This window comes from Atopomonas sediminilitoris, from assembly GCF_022601735.1.
In the GTDB taxonomy this organism is placed as follows: domain Bacteria; phylum Pseudomonadota; class Gammaproteobacteria; order Pseudomonadales; family Pseudomonadaceae; genus Atopomonas; species Atopomonas sediminilitoris.
On record NZ_JAKUMM010000004.1, the window covers coordinates 221,352 to 241,457 of the forward strand.

Genomic DNA, 20,106 nt, shown 5'->3' on the forward strand with positions numbered 1-20,106 from the left:
TGATTGAGGGCGCAGGCATGCATCTGCGCCCGGCCTGAGAGGAAATAACCATGAGCCATCTACTCGACCAGCTCCGCTTTTTTAAGCGCAAGCAAGGCGAATTTGCCGAAGGTCACGGCGAGACCCGCAAGGAATCGCGTGACTGGGAAAACGTCTACCGCTCACGTTGGCAGTACGACAAGATCGTGCGTTCCACCCACGGGGTGAACTGCACCGGTTCTTGTTCGTGGAAGATCTACGTGAAGAACGGTCTGATTACCTGGGAAACCCAGCAGACTGACTACCCCCGTACCCGTAACGACTTGCCGAACCACGAGCCTCGTGGTTGTCCGCGCGGAGCCAGTTACAGTTGGTACATCTACAGTGCTAACCGCCTGAAGTACCCGAAAATCCGCAAGCCGCTGCTGAAGCTGTGGCGCGAAGCGCGTCGCAACAAAGCGCCGGTCGAAGCGTGGGCGAGCATTGTTGAAGATCAAGCCAAGGCCGAGAGCTACAAGAGTAAGCGCGGCATGGGTGGTTTCATTCGTTCCAGCTGGGATGAAGTGACCGAAATCATCGCGGCGGCCAACGTTTACACCATCAAAAAGCACGGTCCTGACCGCGTGGTTGGCTTCTCGCCGATTCCGGCGATGTCGATGGTCAGCTACGCCGCCGGTAGCCGCTACCTGTCGCTGATCGGTGGCGTGTGCTTGAGCTTCTATGACTGGTACTGCGACTTGCCGCCGTCCTCACCGCAGGTGTGGGGCGAGCAAACCGACGTGCCGGAGTCGGCCGACTGGTACAACTCCAACTACATCATTGCTTGGGGTTCTAACGTCCCGCAGACCCGTACCCCGGATGCGCACTTCTTCACCGAAGTTCGTTACAAGGGCACCAAGACCGTCGCGATCACGCCTGACTACTCTGAAGTGGCCAAGCTCACTGACCAGTGGCTCAACCCCAAGCAAGGCACCGACGCCGCACTGGCCCAAGCCTTTGCTCACGTTATCTTCAAGGAATTCCACCTTGAGAAGCCCAGCGACTACTTCCGCGACTACGCCAAGCGCTACACCGATATGCCGGTGTTGGTACTGCTTAACGAGAAAGACGGCAGCTACCGCGCCGAGCGTTTCCTGCGTGCCAGCGATTTGGCCGATAACTTGGGGCAAGAAAACAACCCCGAGTGGAAAACCATCGCCATGGACGCCAACGGTGAACTGGTCTCGCCGCAAGGCTCGATCGGCTATCGTTGGGGCGAGAAGGGCAAGTGGAACATCGAAGCGCGCGAAGGTAAGGACGGCCGCGATGTCGATCTGCAACTGAGCTTGATCGACGGCGGCGAGCATGCCGAAGTGGCGTTTGCCTACTTTGGTGGCCAAGCGCATGAGCACTTCATGCACGCCGAAGGCGATGACATCCAACTGCGCCGCGTGCCGACCAAGAGCATCACCCTGGCTGATGGCACCAGCGCCAAAGTCGCCAGCGTATTTGACTTGATGGCCGCGAACTTAGGTATCGACCGTGGTCTGGGTGGCGCTAACGTCGCCAGCAGCTACGACGATGCCACTGTACCGGGCACCCCAGCTTGGCAAGAAGTGATCACCGGCGTCAGCCGTGAGAAGGCGATTCAGATCGCTCGCGAGTTCGCGGACAACGCCGACAAGACCAAGGGTCGCAGCATGATCATCGTCGGTGCGGCGATGAACCACTGGTACCACATGGACATGAACTACCGTGGCCTGATCAACATGCTGATGTTGTGTGGTTGCGTAGGGCAAACCGGTGGCGGCTGGGCGCACTATGTGGGCCAAGAAAAACTGCGTCCGCAGTGTGGTTGGTTGCCGCTGGCCTTCGGTCTGGACTGGAGCCGTCCGCCGCGTCAGATGAACGGCACCAGCTTCTTCTACGGCCACAGCTCGCAATGGCGCCACGAGAAGATGAGCATGCACGAAGTGCTCTCGCCGCTGGCTGATAAGTCGCAGTTCCCCGAGCACGCGCTCGACTACAACATTCGCGCCGAACGCGCCGGCTGGTTGCCCAGTGCGCCGCAGCTCAACCGTAACCCGCTGCAAATCACCCGTGATGCCGCCGCCGCAGGCATGGACCCGAAAGAGTACGTGCTCAAGAGCCTGCAAGATGGTTCGCTGCGCTTCTCGTGCGAACAGCCGGATCACCCGAACAACTTCCCGCGCAACATGTTCATCTGGCGTTCCAACTTGCTGGGCAGCTCCGGCAAGGGCCACGAGTACATGCTCAAGTACCTGTTGGGCACTAAGAACGGCGTGATGAACGAAGACTTGGGTAAGCGCGCCGATGGCTTTAAGCCGCAGGACGCTGAGTGGGTCGACGAGGGTGCCATCGGCAAGCTCGACTTGGTCACCACCTTAGACTTCCGTATGTCCTCCACCTGCGTGTATTCCGACATCGTGCTGCCCACCGCGACGTGGTACGAGAAGGACGACATGAACACCTCGGACATGCACCCCTTCATTCACCCGCTGTCGGCGGCGATTGATCCGGCGTGGGAGTCCAAGAGTGACTGGGAAATCTACAAGCTGATCGCCAAGAAGTTCTCGGCCATGGCTGAGGGACATCTGGCAGAAGAGAAAGACTTCGTCACCATCCCCATGCAGCACGACAGCGTGGGCGAACTGGCGCAGCCTTTCGGTGGTACCGACTGGAAAACCGCCGGTGTTGCGCCTGTGCCAGGCAAAAACTGCCCCAACATGGTGGTGGTTGACCGTGATTACCCCAACACCTACAAGAAGTTCACCTCCCTTGGCCCGCTGCTGGAGAAGCTCGGCAACGGCGGTAAGGGCATCGACTGGAACACCGACCATGAAGTCGAGTTCTTGGGCGAGCTGAACTACAAAGTGCGTGAGGAAGGCGTCAGCCAAGGTCGTCCGAAGATCGAATCGGCGATCGATGCCGCCGAGGTGATTCTGTCACTGGCCCCGGAAACCAACGGTCACGTAGCGGTTAAAGCGTGGGCGGCACTGTCGGAGTTCACCGGCCGTGATCACAGCCACTTGGCGCTGCCGAAAGAGCATGAAGCGATTCGCTTCCGCGATATTCAAGCTCAGCCACGCAAGATTATCTCCAGCCCGACCTGGTCCGGTTTGGAAGATGAGCACGTCAGCTACAACGCCGGTTACACCAACGTCCATGAGTACATCCCATGGCGCACCATCACCGGCCGTCAGCAGTTCTACCAAGATCACCCATGGATGCAGGCCTTCGGCGAGCAGATGATGAGCTACCGTCCGCCGATCAACACCCGCACCGTGGAATACGTCAAGGGTAAGAAGAGCAACGGCAATACCGAGATCGTGTTGAACTGGATCACCCCGCACCAGAAGTGGGGTATTCACAGCACCTACACCGACAACCTGATCATGCTCACGCTCAGCCGTGGTGGTCCGATTGTGTGGATGTCGGAAAACGACGCGAAGAAAGCCGGTATCGAAGATAACGACTGGGTCGAATGCTTCAACGCCAACGGTGCGCTCACCGCGCGTGCGGTGGTTAGTCAGCGGGTTAAAGACGGCATGATCATGATGTACCACGCCCAAGAGCGCATCGTGAACGTACCGGGTTCTGAAACCACCAAGACTCGCGGCGGTCACCACAACTCGGTAACGCGCGTCGTGCTCAAGCCTACCCACATGATCGGCGGCTATGCGCAACAAGCTTACGGCTTCAACTACTACGGCACCGTGGGTTGTAACCGCGATGAGTTTGTCGTGGTACGCAAGATGGCCAAAGTGGATTGGTTAGATGGCACCGATGTCGGCGGCCTCGGCGGCGACGCCCTGCCACAACCTTTGCCAACCGATATTGAGTGAGGAGAGCTGACATGAAAATTCGTTCACAAGTCGGCATGGTGCTGAACCTAGACAAATGCATTGGTTGTCACACCTGCTCGATCACTTGTAAAAACGTGTGGACCAGCCGCGAAGGCATGGAATACGCGTGGTTTAACAACGTCGAAACCAAACCCGGTATTGGCTACCCCAAAGAGTGGGAAAACCAAGACAAGTGGAAAGGTGGCTGGGTGCGCAACAGCGATGGCAGCATCCAACCGAAAATCGGTGGCAAGTTCCGCGTGTTGGCGAACATCTTCGCCAACCCGGATCTACCGTCGATCGACGACTACTACGAGCCGTTTGATTTCGATTACCAAAACCTGCACACCGCACCGCTGGGCCAGCACCAGCCTGTGGCGCGCCCACGCTCGGTGATCACCGGCAAGCGCATGCAGAAGATCGAATGGGGCCCAAACTGGGAAGAAATTCTCGGTACTGAGTTCGCCAAGCGTCGTAAGGACAAGAACTTCGATCAGATTCAGGCCGACATTTATGGTGAGTATGAAAATACTTTCATGATGTACCTGCCGCGTCTGTGCGAGCACTGCCTAAACCCCGCGTGTGCGGCATCGTGCCCCAGTGGCGCGATCTACAAGCGCGAAGAAGACGGCATCGTGCTGATCGACCAAGAAAAGTGCCGCGGCTGGCGTATGTGCATCAGCGGCTGTCCGTACAAGAAGATTTACTTCAACTGGAAGAGCGGTAAGTCCGAGAAGTGCATCTTCTGCTACCCACGTATCGAAGCCGGCATGCCCACCGTGTGTTCGGAAACGTGCGTAGGCCGTATCCGTTACCTCGGCGTATTGCTGTACGACGCCGATCGTATCCACGAAGTGGCCAGCACGCCGAACGAGCATGACCTGTACACCAAGCAGTTGGACATCTTCCTAGATCCCAACGATCCAGCGGTGATCAAGCAAGCGCTGGCTGACGGCGTGCCGATGTCGGTGATTGAAGCCGCGCAGAAGTCGCCGGTGTACAAGATGGCCGTGGACTGGAAACTGGCCCTGCCGCTGCACCCGGAATACCGCACGCTGCCGATGGTGTGGTACGTGCCGCCACTGTCGCCGATCCAAAACGCCGCCGAAAGTGGCAGCGTGAGCATGGATGGCGTGCTGCCGGACGTTGATAGCCTGCGTATTCCCGTGCGCTACTTGGCTAACTTGCTCACCGCCGGTGACGAGAAGCCGGTCAAGTTGGCGCTCAAGCGTCTGCTGGCCATGCGTGCTTACAAGCGCGCCGAGCAAGTCGATGGCAAGCAAGACTTGGCCGTGCTGGAAAGCGTGGGCTTGTCGGTCGCGCAGTGCGAAGACATGTACCGCTACTTGGCCATTGCCAACTATGAAGACCGTTACGTGGTGCCTTCGGCACACCGTGAAGAAGCCACGAGCGACGCCTTTGCTGAGCGCTCAGGCTGTGGCTTCAGCTTCGGCAGCGGTTGCAGCGGCAGCTCTGACACCAACATGTTTGGTGCCAAGAAAGCCAACAAGCGCGACATCCTTAAAACCGTGCAGTTGTGGGAGGAGTGAGCATGCAAATCCTCAAAGTCATCTCCCTGTTGCTGGACTACCCGAGCGCGGCGCTGCAAAGCGCCCGCGACGAGCTAGACCAAGCCATCAGCAGCGCCCGTGAAATCAGCCCCGAGCAGCGCAGCGCCTTGATTGCGCTGCTCAATGAGCTGGCCAACGGCGATCTGATGGATGCTCAAGAGCGCTACAGCGAGCTGTTCGACAAAGGCCGTTCGTTGTCGCTGCTGTTGTTCGAGCACGTGCACGGCGAATCACGCGATCGTGGTCAAGCCATGGTTGATTTGATGGCCCAGTACGAGGAAGCCGGTTTCGCCATCGGTGTGAAGGAGCTGCCGGATTACATCCCGCTGTATCTGGAATATCTGGCCAGCCGTGACGACCTTGAAGCGCGCGAAGGCTTAGCCGATGTTGAACACCTGCTGGCCTTGCTGGCAGCGCGTTTAGAAGAACGCGAAAGCCCTTACGCTGCTTGTTTGCGTGCTTTGCTGCAAATCGCCGGGGTAGACCCCGTCGAGAAGCTGGGCGAAGTGCGTAAGCAGGTCGCGCAAGAGGTGCGTGACGACTCGCTCGAGGCACTGGACAAGATTTGGGAAGAAGAAGCCGTGGACTTCATGCAGGCCGAGCAACAAGACCGTTGCCCAAGCCAAAGCATGTTGCCCGGCAAAGCCAAAGAAGAGTCCGCAGTGCCGCTGCACTGGGTTGATTTTAAGCATGAGGGGCAGACCGAAGCCGCTGCTCAGGAGGTGCGCAATGTCTAACTTTAACTTCCTCGCCTTTGGCGTGTACCCGTACATCGCCTTGGCGGTGTGCATCATCGGTAGCTGGGCACGTTTTGACCTGTCGCAGTACACCTGGAAAGCGTCATCCAGCCAGCTGATGAGCCGTACGCGTGAAGAGCATCGCTATATGCGTATCGCCAGCAATCTGTTCCACGTGGGGGTGATCTTCATCCTGGCGGGTCACTTTGTCGGCTTGCTCATGCCAGAAGCGCTGTATCACTCGGTGATCAGCACGGCTAACAAGCAATTGTTGGCCATGGTATCGGGCGGTTTCTTCGGCATTCTGTGCCTGATCGGCCTCGTTATGCTGATCAAGCGCCGCCTGACCGATGACCGTGTGCTGGCTAGCTCCAGCACCAGCGACATCGCCATCCTGTTTGTGCTGTTGGCACAACTGGTACTGGGCTTGCTGACCATCGTGGCATCCACCCAGCACATGGACGGTTCGGTCATGGTGATGCTGGCCAACTGGGCGCAAAGCATTGTCACGCTGCAACCGGTAGCGGCTGCCGATGCCATCTTGCACGCCGGTGTGGTGTACAAGCTGCACGTGTTCTTGGGCCTGACCCTGTTCGTGCTGTTCCCCTTCACCCGCTTGGTGCACATCGTTAGCGCACCGGTGTGGTACTTGGGCCGTCGCTACCAAATCGTGCGGCAAAAATCGATGTAACCCAACCACCGTGCGCGCAGCCTAACGCCGCGCGCACGGTATTGAGTCAACACAACCTGAGGTAACTGACATGGGATGTGGATGCGGTGGTAACGGTAATGGCGGTGGTTGCGGTGGCGGCGGTCGAACAGAACAGCCGGCTGTAATGCCCGATACGCCTTTTGAAGATGCGGCCAAGCCAGCCGAGGCGGCACCAGCAGCGCCCGAGGCGCCAGCAGAGACTGAAGAACCTGCCGCTAAGGCCAGCCTAGAGCTGATCGCCACCAGCGTGCGGGCTGATTTCCCCAAGATTAAGGTCAATGGTCAGGCGATCAAAGCCGACGCCATTGCCCAAGAGTTGCAATACCACCCTGCGGCAACCCGCGAAGATGCGGTGTTTGAAGCCTGCCAAGCGCTGGTGATTCGCAGCTTGTTGCAGCAGCGGATTGCCGAGCTAGGTCTGGATCAAGCCGCTAACGGCACAGCACTGGATGAAGAAGCGCTGATTCAAACCTTATTAGCCCAAGAAGTAACGTTGCCGACCGCCGATGACGCAGCGTGCGAGCGTTACTTTGAACAAAATCGCGACAAATTTGCCAGCGCGCCGTTAGTGGCCGCGCGACACATCTTATTGGCTTGTGCCGATGACGATACGCAAGCGCGCATCGAGCTGCGCGAACAAGCGCAAGCACTCATCGCACAACTACAGGCTGAGCCAGACGCCTTTGCGCGCTTGGCGCTGGCGCACTCCGGGTGCCCATCCAAGAATCAAGGCGGTGAGTTAGGTCAGCTCAGCAAAGGCCAAGCCGTGCCTGAGTTTGAACGGCAACTGTTTCGCTTAGGCCTAGGTCTGGCGGCGCAACCCGTTGAAAGCCGTTACGGTTTTCACGTGGTTTGGGTGGACCAACACCTAGAAGGGCGCCAGCTACCGTTTGAGGCGGTGAAAGAGAAAATTCGCGACGAATTAGACCAAAACGTTTGGCAGACTGCGGTCAACCAATACTTGCGCAAGCTGGTTGGCGAAGCCGCCATTGAAGGGATTTACCTGCAAGCCAGCTGATACCCCATGCTAGTGGTAGACGAGAGGATTCCTCTCCCATTGGGCCGCCTGTTGCATTAAGGCGGCCCTTTTTTATGCCTCAAGGTTGGGCCGAGAGAGGCTTCACCGTTGGCCGCACCCATTGCCGCAAACGCTCAAACTGTTTGCGCGTGGCCACAATCAACACATTACCTATCACCACTAAGCCCATACCGAGCAGCGCATCGCTCGACCAGCGATAGCCCTCAAACAGGGTAGAGATGCCCAGCGCCACAACCGGAAACAACACCATGGTGTAAGCGGCTTTATCAGCGCCGATGCGCCCCAGCAGAGTGAGAAAACTGCCAAACGCCAACACCGAGCCAAACAGGGCTAAATACAGTAACGAGCCGCTGTACGCCCATGTGGCCTCGTAGGTAAAAGAGGCCCCTTGCGCCATGGCAATGCCAGCCAACGCCAGAGCGCCATATGCCATACCGTAAGCATTGTTTTGCACCACCGGCAGTTTGGCCATTTGGTTGCGCGTAGACACCATGTTGCCCAATGAGGCGACAAAGGTACCTAGCAAGCTCAACAGCAAACCGTGCATGGCGTGCGTGTCGCTGTTGAGCTTGGCCAACTCCGGCTTAAACACCAAGGCAATGCCGGCCAAACCAAGCAAAGCACCGATCAATACGGAGCGATCGGCGCGCTTGCCAAACAGCAGCATGCCATTGGCAATGTTCATCAACACAATGGTGGAAAACACCACGGCAATCAGGCCGCTGGTGAGCTCGGCAGTGGCCCAATACACCAGCATGTAGTTAAAGCCAAACAGGCTTAAACCCTGAGCAAACATCCACAGGTGCTGGCGCACGCTAAAGCGCATGGGCAACTTTTTGATCAAGCACCAAAGCAGCAAGATCAACGCCGCCAAGGCAAAGCGGTAGGCCACGGAAACCTCAGGGGCCACTTCGCCCAATTGCAGGCGGATGGCAAAGAAGGTCGAGCCCCAGATCAGTACGGTGGTCAAATACAGTGTGGCGGTGTGCATCAACATAACGGCATCCCTGTGATGGTGCGATGGGGCCTTTATACGCCGCACTTTTGCATTAATTAAGCGTATTATTTTTATCTAAATCATTACACAATCTAATGTGAAAACATGACCCGCGATATCGATATCAGCCTGATCAGAACCTTTCTAGCGGTGGCTGAATCCGGCGGCATGACCCCCGCCGCGCAAGCGCTAAACCTTACCCAAGGCGCCGTCAGCCAGAAGATTCAGCGTTTAGAGGCGCTGTTTGAAACTGTGCTGTTTGAACGCTATCACCGCACCATTCGCTTAACCGCCGACGGTGAGCGCTTAATGTCGCGCGCGTATCGACTGATTTCGCTTAACGATGAAACGTGGCAATTCATGACCCGCCCTGAATTTACCGGCGAGATAAAGTTGGGCGTGCCGCTGGATATCATCCGCCCGATGCTGCCCAGCATCATGCGGCGCTTTAGTCGCGAGCATCCCAAAATCCAGCTGACGCTGATTTGCGATGTCACCGAAACCTTGCTCGCGCGCCTAAAACAAGGCGAAGTCGACCTGACCTTAACCACCGAAAGCGTGCCGGGCAAAGAGGGCACCTTGTTGCTGCGCGACAACCTGGTGTGGATCGGCGCGCCTAACGGTGAAGCTTGCTGGCAAAAGCCACTGCCAGTGTCATTGGGTTCAGAGTTTTGCGCCTTTCGCGGCCCCACATTAAAAGCGCTAGATAAAGCCACTATCGACTGGTTGGCGGTGTGTAATGTCGGCAACTTGGAATCGATCTTGGCCACTGTGGAGGCCGATATGGCGGTGGCGCCGTATTTATCCAGCTTAATTCCAGCCAACCTCAGCATTGTCAGTGCCGAAGCGGGCTTGCCGCCGCTGCCTGCGCACTACATCAACCTGCGCCTGCCGGATTCCGGTGGCTCGTTGATTGCCCAAGAACTGGCTAACTACATCCGCCAAGGCTTTGCCAGCGTGCCTAACGCCGCACTGGTTTAGCGAGGGCTTGCTATAGATCAAGCCTGTACGCAAATACCCAGCTAGGCTGAAATAGCCAAGGTGTAGGGTGTTCATATGCAAAGCACACAAACCCCGTTACGGCAGGTGGTTAACCTGCGGGAAAATATCAAAACCATTAGCACCATCGCTTTTCAGGTCAACTTGCTTGGCCTGAATGCCATCTTGCTGGCCAAGCAATTTGGCGAGGTGGCCCGTGGCTTTGGCGTGATTTCTACGGAGTTGCGTGCCTTTAGCCGTGAGTTAGCCCAGCACATGGAAGCCATCTCCGCGCTGAGCGTTAACTTGGTCCGCGTTGAAACCCAGCGTTTGTGTTTGCGTAAGCGCCACGCTTTGCTGCAACAAGCCGAGGGCCGCAGTACCACCGACTGGCTTCCGCAAGCGCGGCAGCGTCAGTTAGGTCGGCTCGACACGCTACACGGTGAGCGCGAGCAAACTTTTTCGGCGATGCGCGAGCATTTGTCCGACGCCTATCAAAACTGTTTGTTCGGCACGGTGATTGCCCGCTCGGCGCGCATTGAAGCCGCCTATGCCGGTGCTCAAGGCAGCACACTCACCGACACCTCGCTGGCTTTTGCTCAGTGTGTCGATCATGTGCTCGCCAGCTTAGACCGCTTAAAACAAGCCACCGGAGGCTAAGGATGAAAAAGGCCATCACACTGTATGAGCAAGGATCGCACCGTTGGTTTGTGATTGCCCGCGACCCCGACAAACCGCATTGCTTAATTGATACCAATGAGTACGTGATTACCCATGCGGGGCAGGCGTTACTCACCGATCCCGGCGGTTTGGAGATTTTTCCGGCGGTTTTTAGCGCCGTCAGTGAAGTCATCGATCCGGCGCAAGTAGGGCAGATCTTTGCCAGCCATCAGGACCCTGACGTTATCTCGTCACTGGCGCTCTGGCTTGAGTTCAATCCTGATTTACGCTGTCACGTCTCCGGGCTGTGGAAGAGCTTCATCCCGCATTTTGGTGGCGATGAGCACACCTTGTTGAGCATCGCTGACGACGGTGCCGATATTGATTTGCATGGCCATCCCTTGCACGCCATCCCCGCACACTATCTGCACTCATCCGGCAACTTTCACTTGTGGGATGCCAAAGCCCAGATCTTATTTAGCGGTGATATCGGCGCAGCCATGCTGCCGCACGATCAGCAAGAAATTTTCGTCCGCGACTTTGCCCAGCACATTCGCCATGCCGAAGGTTTTCACCGGCGTTGGATGGGTTCTAACAGTGCCAAGCGCGACTGGTGCGAACGCGCTGCCAAGCTGCCTATCGACATGCTGTGTCCGCAACACGGCGCCATCTACCAAGGTGACGACGTGATGCGGTTTATTAACTGGCTGGATGAGCTAAAGGTCGGGCTGTTTTAAGCCGCGGCACTGTGTAAGTGGGTGAGCACGTAGGCGTGCAGCGTAATGCGATCGGTGTCGTTGATCTCGGCAAACTGCACGCCAATCACGGTGTGCTCGTTATCCTGCAGTACCGAGCGCGCGTGGCCACTGAGCGTCACGATGCGCTCAATCCCACTCACGGCAACTTGCGCTGTGAGCTTCAGTTCATCGCCTGGGCATAGATCCAGTGCACGTGCCTGTAAACGGCAGCCCCCCAGACTTAGGTCTTTGATGATTGCCGAGCATTTTTGCTGTGCGGCGCCGTAATACACCGAGCTGATCAAATTAACCTTGGCACGCACGCTGGTGCGCACCTCGCCCAAGCTCAAGCGTTTCGGCATCGCCAAATGCAGGTGCGGGTAGGGCAGGCGCGGCGTGGCCAGTACCTCAGTACGAAAACCACAAGCACAGTTGAGCTGTTGTGCAAATAAGCGCACCGACAGCGGCATACCCGTTTTTAACGGCACTAACACGCCGTTACTCATCGGCGCACTAATGATGATGCTATGACTTGGCCGATAGCCTAACAGCTGGGCTTTATCGCGCTCTTGGTTGTAGCCATCAATCTCCAGCTGCAAAGCTTGCCCCGGCATCAGGCGCAGGTCTTCAAAGCGTGTGGTTTGTTCTTCCATGGACACATCAACAGGCAGACACAGGATGCTCACAGTGTAGCGGTATGGCACGGTGCCAGCTCAAGGGCTTTTTGCATTTTTGTAGATGGCTGACACAGGCCGGGGCGGTTTTCATCACTTCTTGATTCTCATCAAGGGCGACTTTGTCTTTATGGGTAGATTGCACAACATGTTGTGTATTCAAACAAAAATAAACCCCATATCAAGGATAGGTGCCCCATGATAACGCCACACCAGAACACCTCGCCAAGCTTGGTGGGTAAGCGCGATGGCAGTGAAGTTAGTTTTGAGTTGGACAAAATCAGCGCTGCGTTAGCGGCGGCTGGTAGCGCCACCCAGGAGTACGACGCGGCCACGGCGACGACGATTGCACAAGCGGTGCAGGCGCGTTTGTGTGGCAATGCGTGGGTGGCGGTTGAACAGATACAAGATGTCGTTGAACGCGTGTTGATGGAGTGTGGTTATTACGCCACGGCACGCGCCTATATTGTCTATCGCGAACAACACGGCCGCTTGCGCCGTGACCATAAAACATTGGTCGATGTAGCGGCCTCGATGAACGAGTACCTGTCGCAAGCCGACTGGCGCGTGCGCGCCAATGCTAATCAAGGGTACTCATTGGGCGGCTTGATTCTGAATGTCTCAGGCAAAGTGACGGCCAACTACTGGCTGGATGAAGTCTACAGCCCGGCCATTGGCGCTGCGCACCGCGAAGCAGACTTGCACATCCATGATCTAGACATGCTGGCCGGCTATTGCGCCGGCTGGTCGCTGCGCACGTTATTGCACGAAGGTCTCAATGGCGTGCCGGGCAGGGTAGAGGCCGGGCCGCCCAAACACCTGTCTAGCGCGCTGGGGCAGATGGTCAACTTTCTTGGCACGTTGCAAAACGAGTGGGCGGGGGCGCAAGCCTTTAGCTCGTTTGACACCTATCTGGCGGCCTACGTGCGCAAAGACCGGCTTAGCTACGCGCAAGTGCGCCAGTCGATGCAGGAGTTTATTTACAACCTCAATGTGCCCTCACGCTGGGGCACGCAAACACCGTTTACCAATCTGACCTTTGACTGGGTGTGCCCAGAAGACCTGCGCGAACAAGTGCCGGTGATTGCGGGTGAGGAAATGCCGTTTTGCTATGGCGAGCTTGAAGCGGAAATGGCCTTGATCAATCAGGCTTATATCGATGTGATGATGGCTGGCGACGCCAAGGGCAGGGTGTTCACCTTCCCCATTCCCACCTACAACATCACCCATGACTTCCCTTGGGATAGCGACAACGCCACGCGCCTGTTTGAAATGACCGCGCGATACGGCCTGCCGTATTTTCAGAATTTCTTAAACTCCGACATGCAGCCCAATCAAGTGCGCTCCATGTGTTGCCGCTTGCAGCTCGACGTGCGCGAACTGCTCAAACGCGGCAACGGCCTGTTTGGCTCAGCCGAACAAACCGGCTCACTGGGGGTAGTCACGATCAACTGTGCCCGCTTGGGGTATCGCTTTGCCGGCGATGAAGTCGCGCTGTTGGCACAGCTCGATGATCTGCTAGAACTTGCCTATGAGAGCCTTGAGGTGAAGCGCAAAGTGATTCAACACCACATGGATATGGGCTTGTATCCATACACCAAGCGTTATCTGGGCACGTTGCGTAATCATTTCTCGACCATCGGCGTGAATGGCTTGCATGAGCTGGCGCTTAACTTCAGCCGAGGCGAGCAGGGCATGCATACCGAAGCAGGCCGTGCACAAGCCCTGCGCATCTTGGATCATGTCCGTGCGCGAATGGTCGAATTCCAGACGCGCAGTGGCCATCTCTATAACCTTGAAGCTACACCGGCTGAAGGCACCACTTACCGCTTCGCCAAAGAAGACCAAAAACGCTATCGCGGCATCATGCAATCCGGCTCAGAGCAAGCACCGTATTACACCAACTCCTCGCAATTGCCGGCAGGCTTTACCGCCGATCCGTTTGAAGCGCTGGCACTGCAAGACCCGCTGCAATGCAAGTACACCGGCGGCACGGTGCTGCATTTGTACATGGCTGAACGTATTTCATCCCCCCAAGCGTGCAAAACCTTAGTCCGCACCGCGTTAAGTCGCTTCCGCTTGCCGTACCTGACCGTGACACCGACCTTTTCGATTTGCCCCGTGCATGGCTATCTCGATGGCGAGCACGAGTTTTGTCCCAAGTGCGATGAAAAATTGTTGCAACAACAGGCTCAACAAGCCTGCGCTGCCTGTTAAACCCGCGTTCAACCCCCACAATCAGGAGAATTGCTATGGATAAAGCCAACTTACCCACCGAACAACGTCAGCGCTGCGAAGTATGGACGCGTGTTATGGGTTATCACCGTCCGGTTGCTGCCTTTAACCCAGGCAAACAGTCGGAGCACCGCGAACGCCAGCACTTCACCGAAGCCAAGGCCTAAGCATGACGGCAGCGGCACTGCGGGTCGGGGGCTTATTGCCCCTGACCACCTTGGACTATCCCGAGCATTTAGCCTGCGTGGTGTTTTGCCAAGGCTGCGCGTGGCGCTGTCGCTATTGCCATAACCCAGACTTGATCACCCCACGCGGCAGCAACGAGCTTGAGTGGCGAGGGGTGCTTGAGTTTTTACAGCAACGCCAAGGCTTACTGCAGGCGGTTGTTTTTAGCGGCGGCGAAGCCAGCTTGCAGGCGGAGTTGCCGCAAGCAATTGAGGAGGTGAGGGCGATGGGCTTTTTAGTCGGCCTGCACACCGCCGGCATAAAACCCAAAGCCCTTCAGCAAGTGCTGCCATTAGTCGATTGGGTGGGTTATGACATCAAAGGCCTGCCACAAAGCGTGCCGTTGATCACCGGCGTACCCGGTAGCGGAAGCCATAATTGGTATGGCTTAGAGTTACTCTTGGCCAGCGGTGTGGCTTATGAAGTCCGCGTGAGCTGGCATCCAGCATTACTCAGCGGCGATGAACTGCTGCGCATTGCCTCTCGACTTAGAAATCTGGGCGTCACTCGGCTGGCGATTCAAATTGTGCGTTGTGAGCGCATGCTTGATCCTGCCTTAAGCACGCTGCCCGTGAGCTATCAAGAACGCTTAAGAGTAAAGACAACATTAACAGGACAATGGCCGCAGTTGATTTGGCGTGACTAAAACATAAGCGTTGCGTATTTCGTTGGCCTTAATCTTGACGCTGCCAAGATCGCACCATACCTTCAAGGCTCATACCGCCATGAGCACAACAATAAGATGAGTACGTTAGCGCTAAACCCCCAGTGCCAAGCCACCTTGCAGCAATGGCAAGCCATGATCGACAGTGCCAATTTAAGCGAGTTACCTGCGCTGCTGGCGCCTGATGTGGTGTTTCGCTCACCGATGGCGCACACGCCATATCCGGGTGCGCCCGTAGTATCGATGATTCTGAATACCGTCTTCGGCGTGTTTGAAGACTTTCGCTACCATCGCGAACTAGCCAGCGCAGACGGCACCAGTGTGGTGCTGGAGTTCAGTGCCAGAGTAGGCGACAAGCAACTTAAAGGCATTGATATGGTGCGCTTTAACGACGAAGGCAAAATTGTCGATTTTGAAGTCATGGTACGGCCCATGAGCGGCTTACAAGCCTTAGGCACCGAAATGGGACAACGCCTAGGCGCTTATCTGGCCAAACAAAAAGGCTAATACAGACGGAACATAGCCCCAGACTCATTTGCTAAGCGTATGGGGCTGGGCAACCAGTAACTGCGCTGCATTAGTTTTATGGCTAACGCCACCTGACACGCAATGATGTTTGCTTCTAATGCTTATGACCGTCAGCTCCAGCCAGTTGGCATTACGTAATTTAACATAATATATATTATGCGAACTTATCTATATCAGCAGACGAGGCTAGCGTTGATTTTTCCCGAAACAAGCCAAATCTTCACGACCGACATTCTGTGCCCAGCGGTCAGCCCATTGTGCTAATGGTCCTAAGGCCTCCAGCAACAATTGACCTTCAGTGGTTAAGTAATACCCACCGGTCGTTTCTAGCTCAACAATGCCGGCTGCACGTAACTCTTTAAGCCGCGCCATCAACACATTCGGCGAGCTGATTTCGCATTCTTGCTGCAACGCGACCGCGTGTGCCGATCTTGGGGCCTTTTTGTACGCAAATTGGCCATACCGGGCATTTAATGCCAAGCGAGGTTGGGCGACCGATTTACTTAGATCAAGTTGCGCTAGATTTTCCCGAGCTGACTATCGTTGCCGGCCACATCGGTTACCCGTGGACGGATGAAGCCATTGCCGTGGCCACCAAGCACTGTAATGTGTATCTCGATACCAGCGCCTACACAGCATTACGGTATCCGCAGGCATTGGTTGAGTTCATGCAGACGCATGGCCGCAGCAAGGTGCTGTTTGGCACCAACTACCCGATGATCACTGCCGCAAAGGCTTTGCAAGGCCTAGACCAATTGGGCCTCGATGAGCAAAGCAAAGACTTATTTTTGGGCGGTAATGCGCAGCGTATTTTTTCCTTGTAGCGGCCTTTTCTCTTGAGTTGGTCTTGCTGCTTACTATGTCAGCCGTAAGGTTGAGAGCCATGCGTTCTAACTGGCTGGCTGCTTTGCTAACACCAATGCGCTCAGCCAGAGCATGAGCTTCGACTTTATGGGCTTGCAGATAGTGGGTATGCGGTTTCCCACTCTGGTGGATTGCCCTGCCATGGTTCACCTCGCGGTTGTTTGTCGCTTCACGAAGTGCCTACTGGTGACGGGCAAGATCACTTTCCATGTAGAAATCGTTGAAAAACTTAGCTTTTTGTCTCGACGCACACATTCTAAACACCTATGATATGCGCCTTCCCTCCTCCGGCCCGGATGGCGGAATAGGTAGACGCAGGGGACTTAAAATCCCCCGATCATTGCGATCGTGCCGGTTCGATTCCGGCTCCGGGCACCAATACAATCAAGCACTTAGGTCACTTTGACCGCCTAGCCGGTTTTGGCTATTGCCTCAAAAGCATGCTTATTAGGCAATTCGCTATTTCTTAGCGTGTTGGCATGCCCTTTTTGCCCTTTCGATCACGCGCATATTGATCACAGCCAGAAACCAAACACCCTGCGATAGCGTAGCCATTGCAGGGTGCGGGCGGTCACTATTAGCCCACAGACGCAAACCGGCGGGCTCTTGATAAGGGGCTAAGCCTTACTCGCTAAATACCTGCTTAACCGCGAACAAGTCGTCGAATTGCGGGGCTTGTTTGGTCACTTTGGCTTGGAAGGTTTTCATCATGTCGTTGGGACGGAACATGCCTGATTGCCAGGTCGCCATGTACTTAAGGCTGTCTTCGACGCTGTGATCGCGACTGTAGTTGAGCATTTCTTTACAACCAGTAACCGCCAAGGGCGAATGTGCGGCGATTTGCTTGGCGATCGCCATGACCGCTTCCAGCATCGCTTCTTGGCTTGCATACACTTCGTTGACTAGGCCGTGGGTTTTGGCTTCTTCGGCGGCGAATTTACGGCCGGTGAAGGCCAGCTCTCGGGCCACACCTTGCGGGATTAGCTTCGGCAAGCGCTGCAAGGTGCCGACGTCAGCGGTCATGCCGAGTTCGGTTTCTTTAATGGTGAAGTAAGCGTCGGCGGTGGCGTAACGGCAATCTGCCGCGCACACCATATCCAAGGCACCACCAATACAGCCGCCGTGAATGGCTGCCAGCACCGGCAGACGCACTTCTTCCAGCGAGCTCAAGCTGGCTTGTAGCTGCATAACCGTGCGGCGCAGATTTTCAGCCATGCGGCCTGGATCACCGCTCATGGGGACAGTTTTTGGATTGGTGAACACGCCTAAATCCATGCCTGCCGAAAAGTGTTTGCCGGTCGATGACAGCACGATCACCCGCGCCTCGCCACTGGCCTCTAGTGCGCGCATGCACTCTGGTAACTCCAGCCAGAAATCGGCATTCATCGAGTTCAACGCGTCTGGGCGATTTAACTGCACATGGGCGATGTGTTCGGCGACGGTCACCTTGAAGCTTTTATACGTTAACTCAGACATGGTGCACCTTTAATGCGGCATTGAGGGGTTGACGGCGTCAAGATAGAGGCGCCATCCTGACACTGTCAAGTCAGCCCTTCCTGATATTTGTTATAGAAGCCCTTTGCATGACCAACGCTAGCAACGACTACCATCACGGCAATCTTCGGCACAGCTTGATCGAAGCCAGCCTCGATTTAATTGGCCGCGAAGGCCTTGAGGCTCTGTCATTACGGCGACTGGCGGAGATGGTTGGGGTATCGCGGCAAGCGCCGTATCATCACTTTCGCGACAAACAAGCCTTGTTAGCTGCGCTCGGCGAGCGTGGTTTTATGCAGTTAAACCGTAACCTGCAACACGTTGTTGATGATGAAAGCACAGCCTTAGACGAGCGCCTGTACCAAGCCGTTATCAATTATCTGAATTTTGCCTTGGACAACCCTGCGCTTTACGGCCTGATGTTTGGCCAAATCCTATGGCGCGATGGCCCCGAAGTGCACCGCGACACCGACGATTTTCAACGCTACGCCAAAGACTGCTTTCGCCAGTACGTGAGCTTGTTTGATCAGCTCAAAAGAGACGGTCTAGTGCCGCCCAGCGACAACACGTTGCGCCTCGCCCAGCTGTTATGGGCTGCGATGCATGGTTTGGCCAAGCTGGCCAGTGATGGGCTCTTTATGAAACGCGAGGACTTGGCCGACATCGCGCGCTACACCCTCGCCCGCTTTCGTCACTCAGCGCCGATCCAGTAATGGTCGCAGCATCCCTTCTAGTCCATTGAGCTTGATTTCATAAATCAGCGCCAATTGCTGACCAAGCTTTGAGCGTGGGAAACCTTTGCCGTGCATCCAAACCAAATACGGCTCTGGTATTTCTAATAAGCGCCGACCGGCGTATTTGCCATACGGCATGACTTGGCGAATCGCCGCTAACAACTCTTCACTCGGCTCGGGTGCGCTCATAGTACCTCCAAGGGGTAGAGCAACTCTTCACGGTAACCGGCCCATACCTTAAGCACCGGCGCAAAGGCGTTATCCAACGTGACATCGCCGCTATCCACCCGCAATGGTGCGCCATTGAGCGTGGCGAGTTTGCGTTTAGTCGCCACCACTCGCAGGTGCTCAAGACCAATGGCACGTACCACCCTTGGGCTGACTTGCTGGTTGCCACGACCCAGTACATGGCCTTGCCCGCCGATAGCCGTCACCAGCAATTTGGCCGGATGTTGATCAACCAGCTCAAACAACTGTGCTTCGGTGACATCGCGGGCGATCACCTGCCCGTCTTGCAGGACATCCACACCCAGCAACGTGGTTTCTTGACCCAGTATCTCGGCCAGTTGATGCAAGGTTGAACCGGGGCCAAACACATAGCGCACGCCGGGCTCCCAATCCTCATTAAGCCAATCGGCCAAGTCTTGCAGGACTAGCTCTTCAGACTCGACGCCGCCTTGCTTGACCTGCTGCAAAAAGCCGCCTTCGACCGGCACGCACAACTCGCCGAAATAACGACTGCCGACTTTGCCTGCACGTAGCGCTTCCTCGTCGATATCGCGCACTTCGCCTGTGGTTAAGCGCACCAAGCCACCTTGCAACAGGCGCAGTGCCAGCTCACCGGCTGCCCGCGGACTGACCGCATACACCCCTGATTGAATCTTGACCCCCGCGGGGACACCCAGCACCGGCAAACCTGCTTTAGCCACCGAACAGACATCGCGTGCGGTGCCGTCACCACCTGCAAACAACAGCAAGGCTAACGGACGTGCCTGCAAAGCCTGCACCGCGGCACAGGTGTCGGCCGCCGTAGTCGGGCCAGGATGCGGGCTGCTGATCACCTCATAAGAAAACCCAAGATCCTTGAGCACACCCTCCCCCATAGCACCTGGGTAAGTTAAGAAGTGCAGAACATCACGCAGTGGCAGCAACACCTCCAGCGCTTGATGGGTACGCGCCTGCGCACGCGGTGTCGCACCAAGGGCTTGCGCCTGCTCAGCCATGCCGTCGCTGCCTTTGAGCGCTACACTGCCGCCAAGGCCTGCTAAGGGGTTAATGATGAGTCCGAGAGTGCTGGTCATTTAGCTACTTAACCTTGTTTTTTCATGCCCAAACAATATGAGCAAACAGCCCATGAGGCGCTTTAATCAATCAGCGCGATGCTGCGTTTACGTTTCTTCACAAAAAGGCAGCTTAATTAAGGTGTCTTAATG

The 20,106-nt window shown here is 56.2% G+C and carries 20 protein-coding genes and 1 tRNA gene; 15 read left to right on the top strand and 6 right to left on the bottom strand.

Translation table 11 applies throughout. The features are described from left to right. The first annotated feature begins 50 nt into the window (after positions 1-50). From MKI83_RS07650 to MKI83_RS07670, 5 genes are all read left to right on the top strand, one after another. Complete coding sequence (locus MKI83_RS07650; RefSeq protein ID WP_241584635.1) at positions 51-3,824, top strand: nitrate reductase subunit alpha; 3,774 nt, start codon at positions 51-53, stop codon at positions 3,822-3,824. Positions 3,825-3,835: 11 nt separating this feature from the next. Further along, a complete protein-coding gene (gene narH, locus MKI83_RS07655; protein ID WP_241584636.1) occupies positions 3,836-5,374 on the top strand; it encodes a nitrate reductase subunit beta in 1,539 nt (512 codons plus the stop codon). A 2-nt stretch (positions 5,375-5,376) separates the two neighbouring features. Continuing rightward, positions 5,377-6,132, top strand: a complete 756-nt coding sequence (narJ, locus tag MKI83_RS07660; RefSeq protein ID WP_241584638.1) for a nitrate reductase molybdenum cofactor assembly chaperone — start codon at positions 5,377-5,379, stop codon at positions 6,130-6,132. Continuing rightward, entirely contained in the window at positions 6,125-6,823 is a 699-nt protein-coding gene (gene narI, locus MKI83_RS07665) for a respiratory nitrate reductase subunit gamma (protein WP_241584639.1), read from the top strand. The genes narJ and narI overlap by 8 nt, the downstream gene beginning before the upstream one ends. A gap of 70 nt (positions 6,824-6,893) precedes the next feature. After that, a complete protein-coding gene (locus tag MKI83_RS07670; RefSeq protein ID WP_241584640.1) occupies positions 6,894-7,862 on the top strand; it encodes a peptidylprolyl isomerase in 969 nt (322 codons plus the stop codon). Between the two features lie 79 nt (positions 7,863-7,941). Here MKI83_RS07670 and MKI83_RS07675 read toward each other — a convergent pair whose 3' ends face one another. Next, positions 7,942-8,880: a DMT family transporter gene (locus MKI83_RS07675; RefSeq protein ID WP_241584641.1), complete on the bottom strand. Its 939-nt coding sequence runs from the start codon at positions 8,878-8,880 to the stop codon at positions 7,942-7,944. Between the two features lie 105 nt (positions 8,881-8,985). Here MKI83_RS07675 and MKI83_RS07680 point away from each other — a divergent pair, with 105 nt between their 5' ends. The 3 genes from MKI83_RS07680 (at position 8,986) to MKI83_RS07690 (ending at position 11,255) form a co-directional block, all read left to right on the top strand. After that, positions 8,986-9,861, top strand: a complete 876-nt coding sequence (locus MKI83_RS07680) for a LysR family transcriptional regulator (protein ID WP_241584642.1) — start codon at positions 8,986-8,988, stop codon at positions 9,859-9,861. A gap of 75 nt (positions 9,862-9,936) precedes the next feature. Then, on the top strand, positions 9,937-10,518 hold the full coding sequence (locus MKI83_RS07685; RefSeq protein ID WP_241584643.1) for a methyl-accepting chemotaxis protein: 582 nt from the start codon (positions 9,937-9,939) through the stop codon (positions 10,516-10,518). Positions 10,519-10,520: 2 nt separating this feature from the next. Next, positions 10,521-11,255, top strand: coding sequence for an oxygen-binding di-iron domain-containing protein (locus MKI83_RS07690; protein WP_241584644.1), 735 nt, complete (start codon positions 10,521-10,523; stop codon positions 11,253-11,255). On the opposite strand, the gene MKI83_RS07695 is transcribed toward MKI83_RS07690, so the two are convergent. Then, the gene (locus MKI83_RS07695; protein ID WP_241584645.1) at positions 11,252-11,908 is read right to left on the bottom strand and encodes a flagellar brake protein; all 657 of its coding nucleotides are present in this window, start codon (positions 11,906-11,908) and stop codon (positions 11,252-11,254) included. The genes MKI83_RS07690 and MKI83_RS07695 overlap by 4 nt on opposite strands. Before the next feature lie 219 nt (positions 11,909-12,127). On the opposite strand from MKI83_RS07695, the gene MKI83_RS07700 reads away from it, so the two are divergent. The 4 genes from MKI83_RS07700 to MKI83_RS07710 all read left to right on the top strand — a co-directional run bounded on the left by MKI83_RS07700 (position 12,128) and on the right by MKI83_RS07710 (position 15,560). After that, the gene (locus tag MKI83_RS07700) at positions 12,128-14,146 is read left to right on the top strand and encodes a ribonucleoside triphosphate reductase (protein WP_272493022.1); all 2,019 of its coding nucleotides are present in this window, start codon (positions 12,128-12,130) and stop codon (positions 14,144-14,146) included. A 35-nt stretch (positions 14,147-14,181) separates the two neighbouring features. Continuing rightward, the gene (gene nrdD / locus MKI83_RS16915) at positions 14,182-14,331 is read left to right on the top strand and encodes an anaerobic ribonucleoside-triphosphate reductase (protein ID WP_272493023.1); all 150 of its coding nucleotides are present in this window, start codon (positions 14,182-14,184) and stop codon (positions 14,329-14,331) included. 2 nt (positions 14,332-14,333) lie between these two features. Beyond that, on the top strand, positions 14,334-15,035 hold the full coding sequence (locus MKI83_RS07705; protein WP_241584647.1) for an anaerobic ribonucleoside-triphosphate reductase activating protein: 702 nt from the start codon (positions 14,334-14,336) through the stop codon (positions 15,033-15,035). A 96-nt stretch (positions 15,036-15,131) separates the two neighbouring features. After that, a complete protein-coding gene (locus MKI83_RS07710) occupies positions 15,132-15,560 on the top strand; it encodes a nuclear transport factor 2 family protein (RefSeq protein ID WP_241584648.1) in 429 nt (142 codons plus the stop codon). Positions 15,561-15,767: 207 nt separating this feature from the next. Here the strand turns inward: MKI83_RS07710 and MKI83_RS07715 are convergent, their stop codons facing one another. Next, the gene (locus MKI83_RS07715; protein ID WP_241584649.1) at positions 15,768-15,992 is read right to left on the bottom strand and encodes a winged helix-turn-helix transcriptional regulator; all 225 of its coding nucleotides are present in this window, start codon (positions 15,990-15,992) and stop codon (positions 15,768-15,770) included. 62 nt (positions 15,993-16,054) lie between these two features. Between MKI83_RS07715 and MKI83_RS07720 the strand changes: the two genes are divergently transcribed. Both MKI83_RS07720 and MKI83_RS07725 read left to right on the top strand, forming a co-directional pair. After that, entirely contained in the window at positions 16,055-16,405 is a 351-nt protein-coding gene (locus MKI83_RS07720) for an amidohydrolase family protein (RefSeq protein WP_241584650.1), read from the top strand. A gap of 330 nt (positions 16,406-16,735) precedes the next feature. Beyond that, positions 16,736-16,823: transfer RNA gene (locus MKI83_RS07725), tRNA-Leu, on the top strand. A gap of 246 nt (positions 16,824-17,069) precedes the next feature. On the opposite strand, the gene MKI83_RS07730 is transcribed toward MKI83_RS07725, so the two are convergent. Then, on the bottom strand, positions 17,070-17,921 hold the full coding sequence (locus tag MKI83_RS07730) for a crotonase/enoyl-CoA hydratase family protein (RefSeq protein WP_241584651.1): 852 nt from the start codon (positions 17,919-17,921) through the stop codon (positions 17,070-17,072). A gap of 107 nt (positions 17,922-18,028) precedes the next feature. Between MKI83_RS07730 and MKI83_RS07735 the strand changes: the two genes are divergently transcribed. Then, a complete protein-coding gene (locus tag MKI83_RS07735; RefSeq protein ID WP_241584652.1) occupies positions 18,029-18,652 on the top strand; it encodes a TetR/AcrR family transcriptional regulator in 624 nt (207 codons plus the stop codon). Here the strand turns inward: MKI83_RS07735 and MKI83_RS07740 are convergent. Together MKI83_RS07740 and MKI83_RS07745 are read right to left on the bottom strand one after the other, a co-directional pair. Next, positions 18,635-18,862, bottom strand: coding sequence for a DUF3820 family protein (locus MKI83_RS07740; protein WP_241584653.1), 228 nt, complete (start codon positions 18,860-18,862; stop codon positions 18,635-18,637). The genes MKI83_RS07735 and MKI83_RS07740 overlap by 18 nt on opposite strands. Beyond that, a complete protein-coding gene (locus MKI83_RS07745) occupies positions 18,859-19,974 on the bottom strand; it encodes an ATP-NAD kinase family protein (RefSeq protein ID WP_241584655.1) in 1,116 nt (371 codons plus the stop codon). Before MKI83_RS07745 ends, MKI83_RS07740 begins: the two co-directional genes overlap by 4 nt. Between the last annotated feature and the right edge of the window lie 132 nt (positions 19,975-20,106).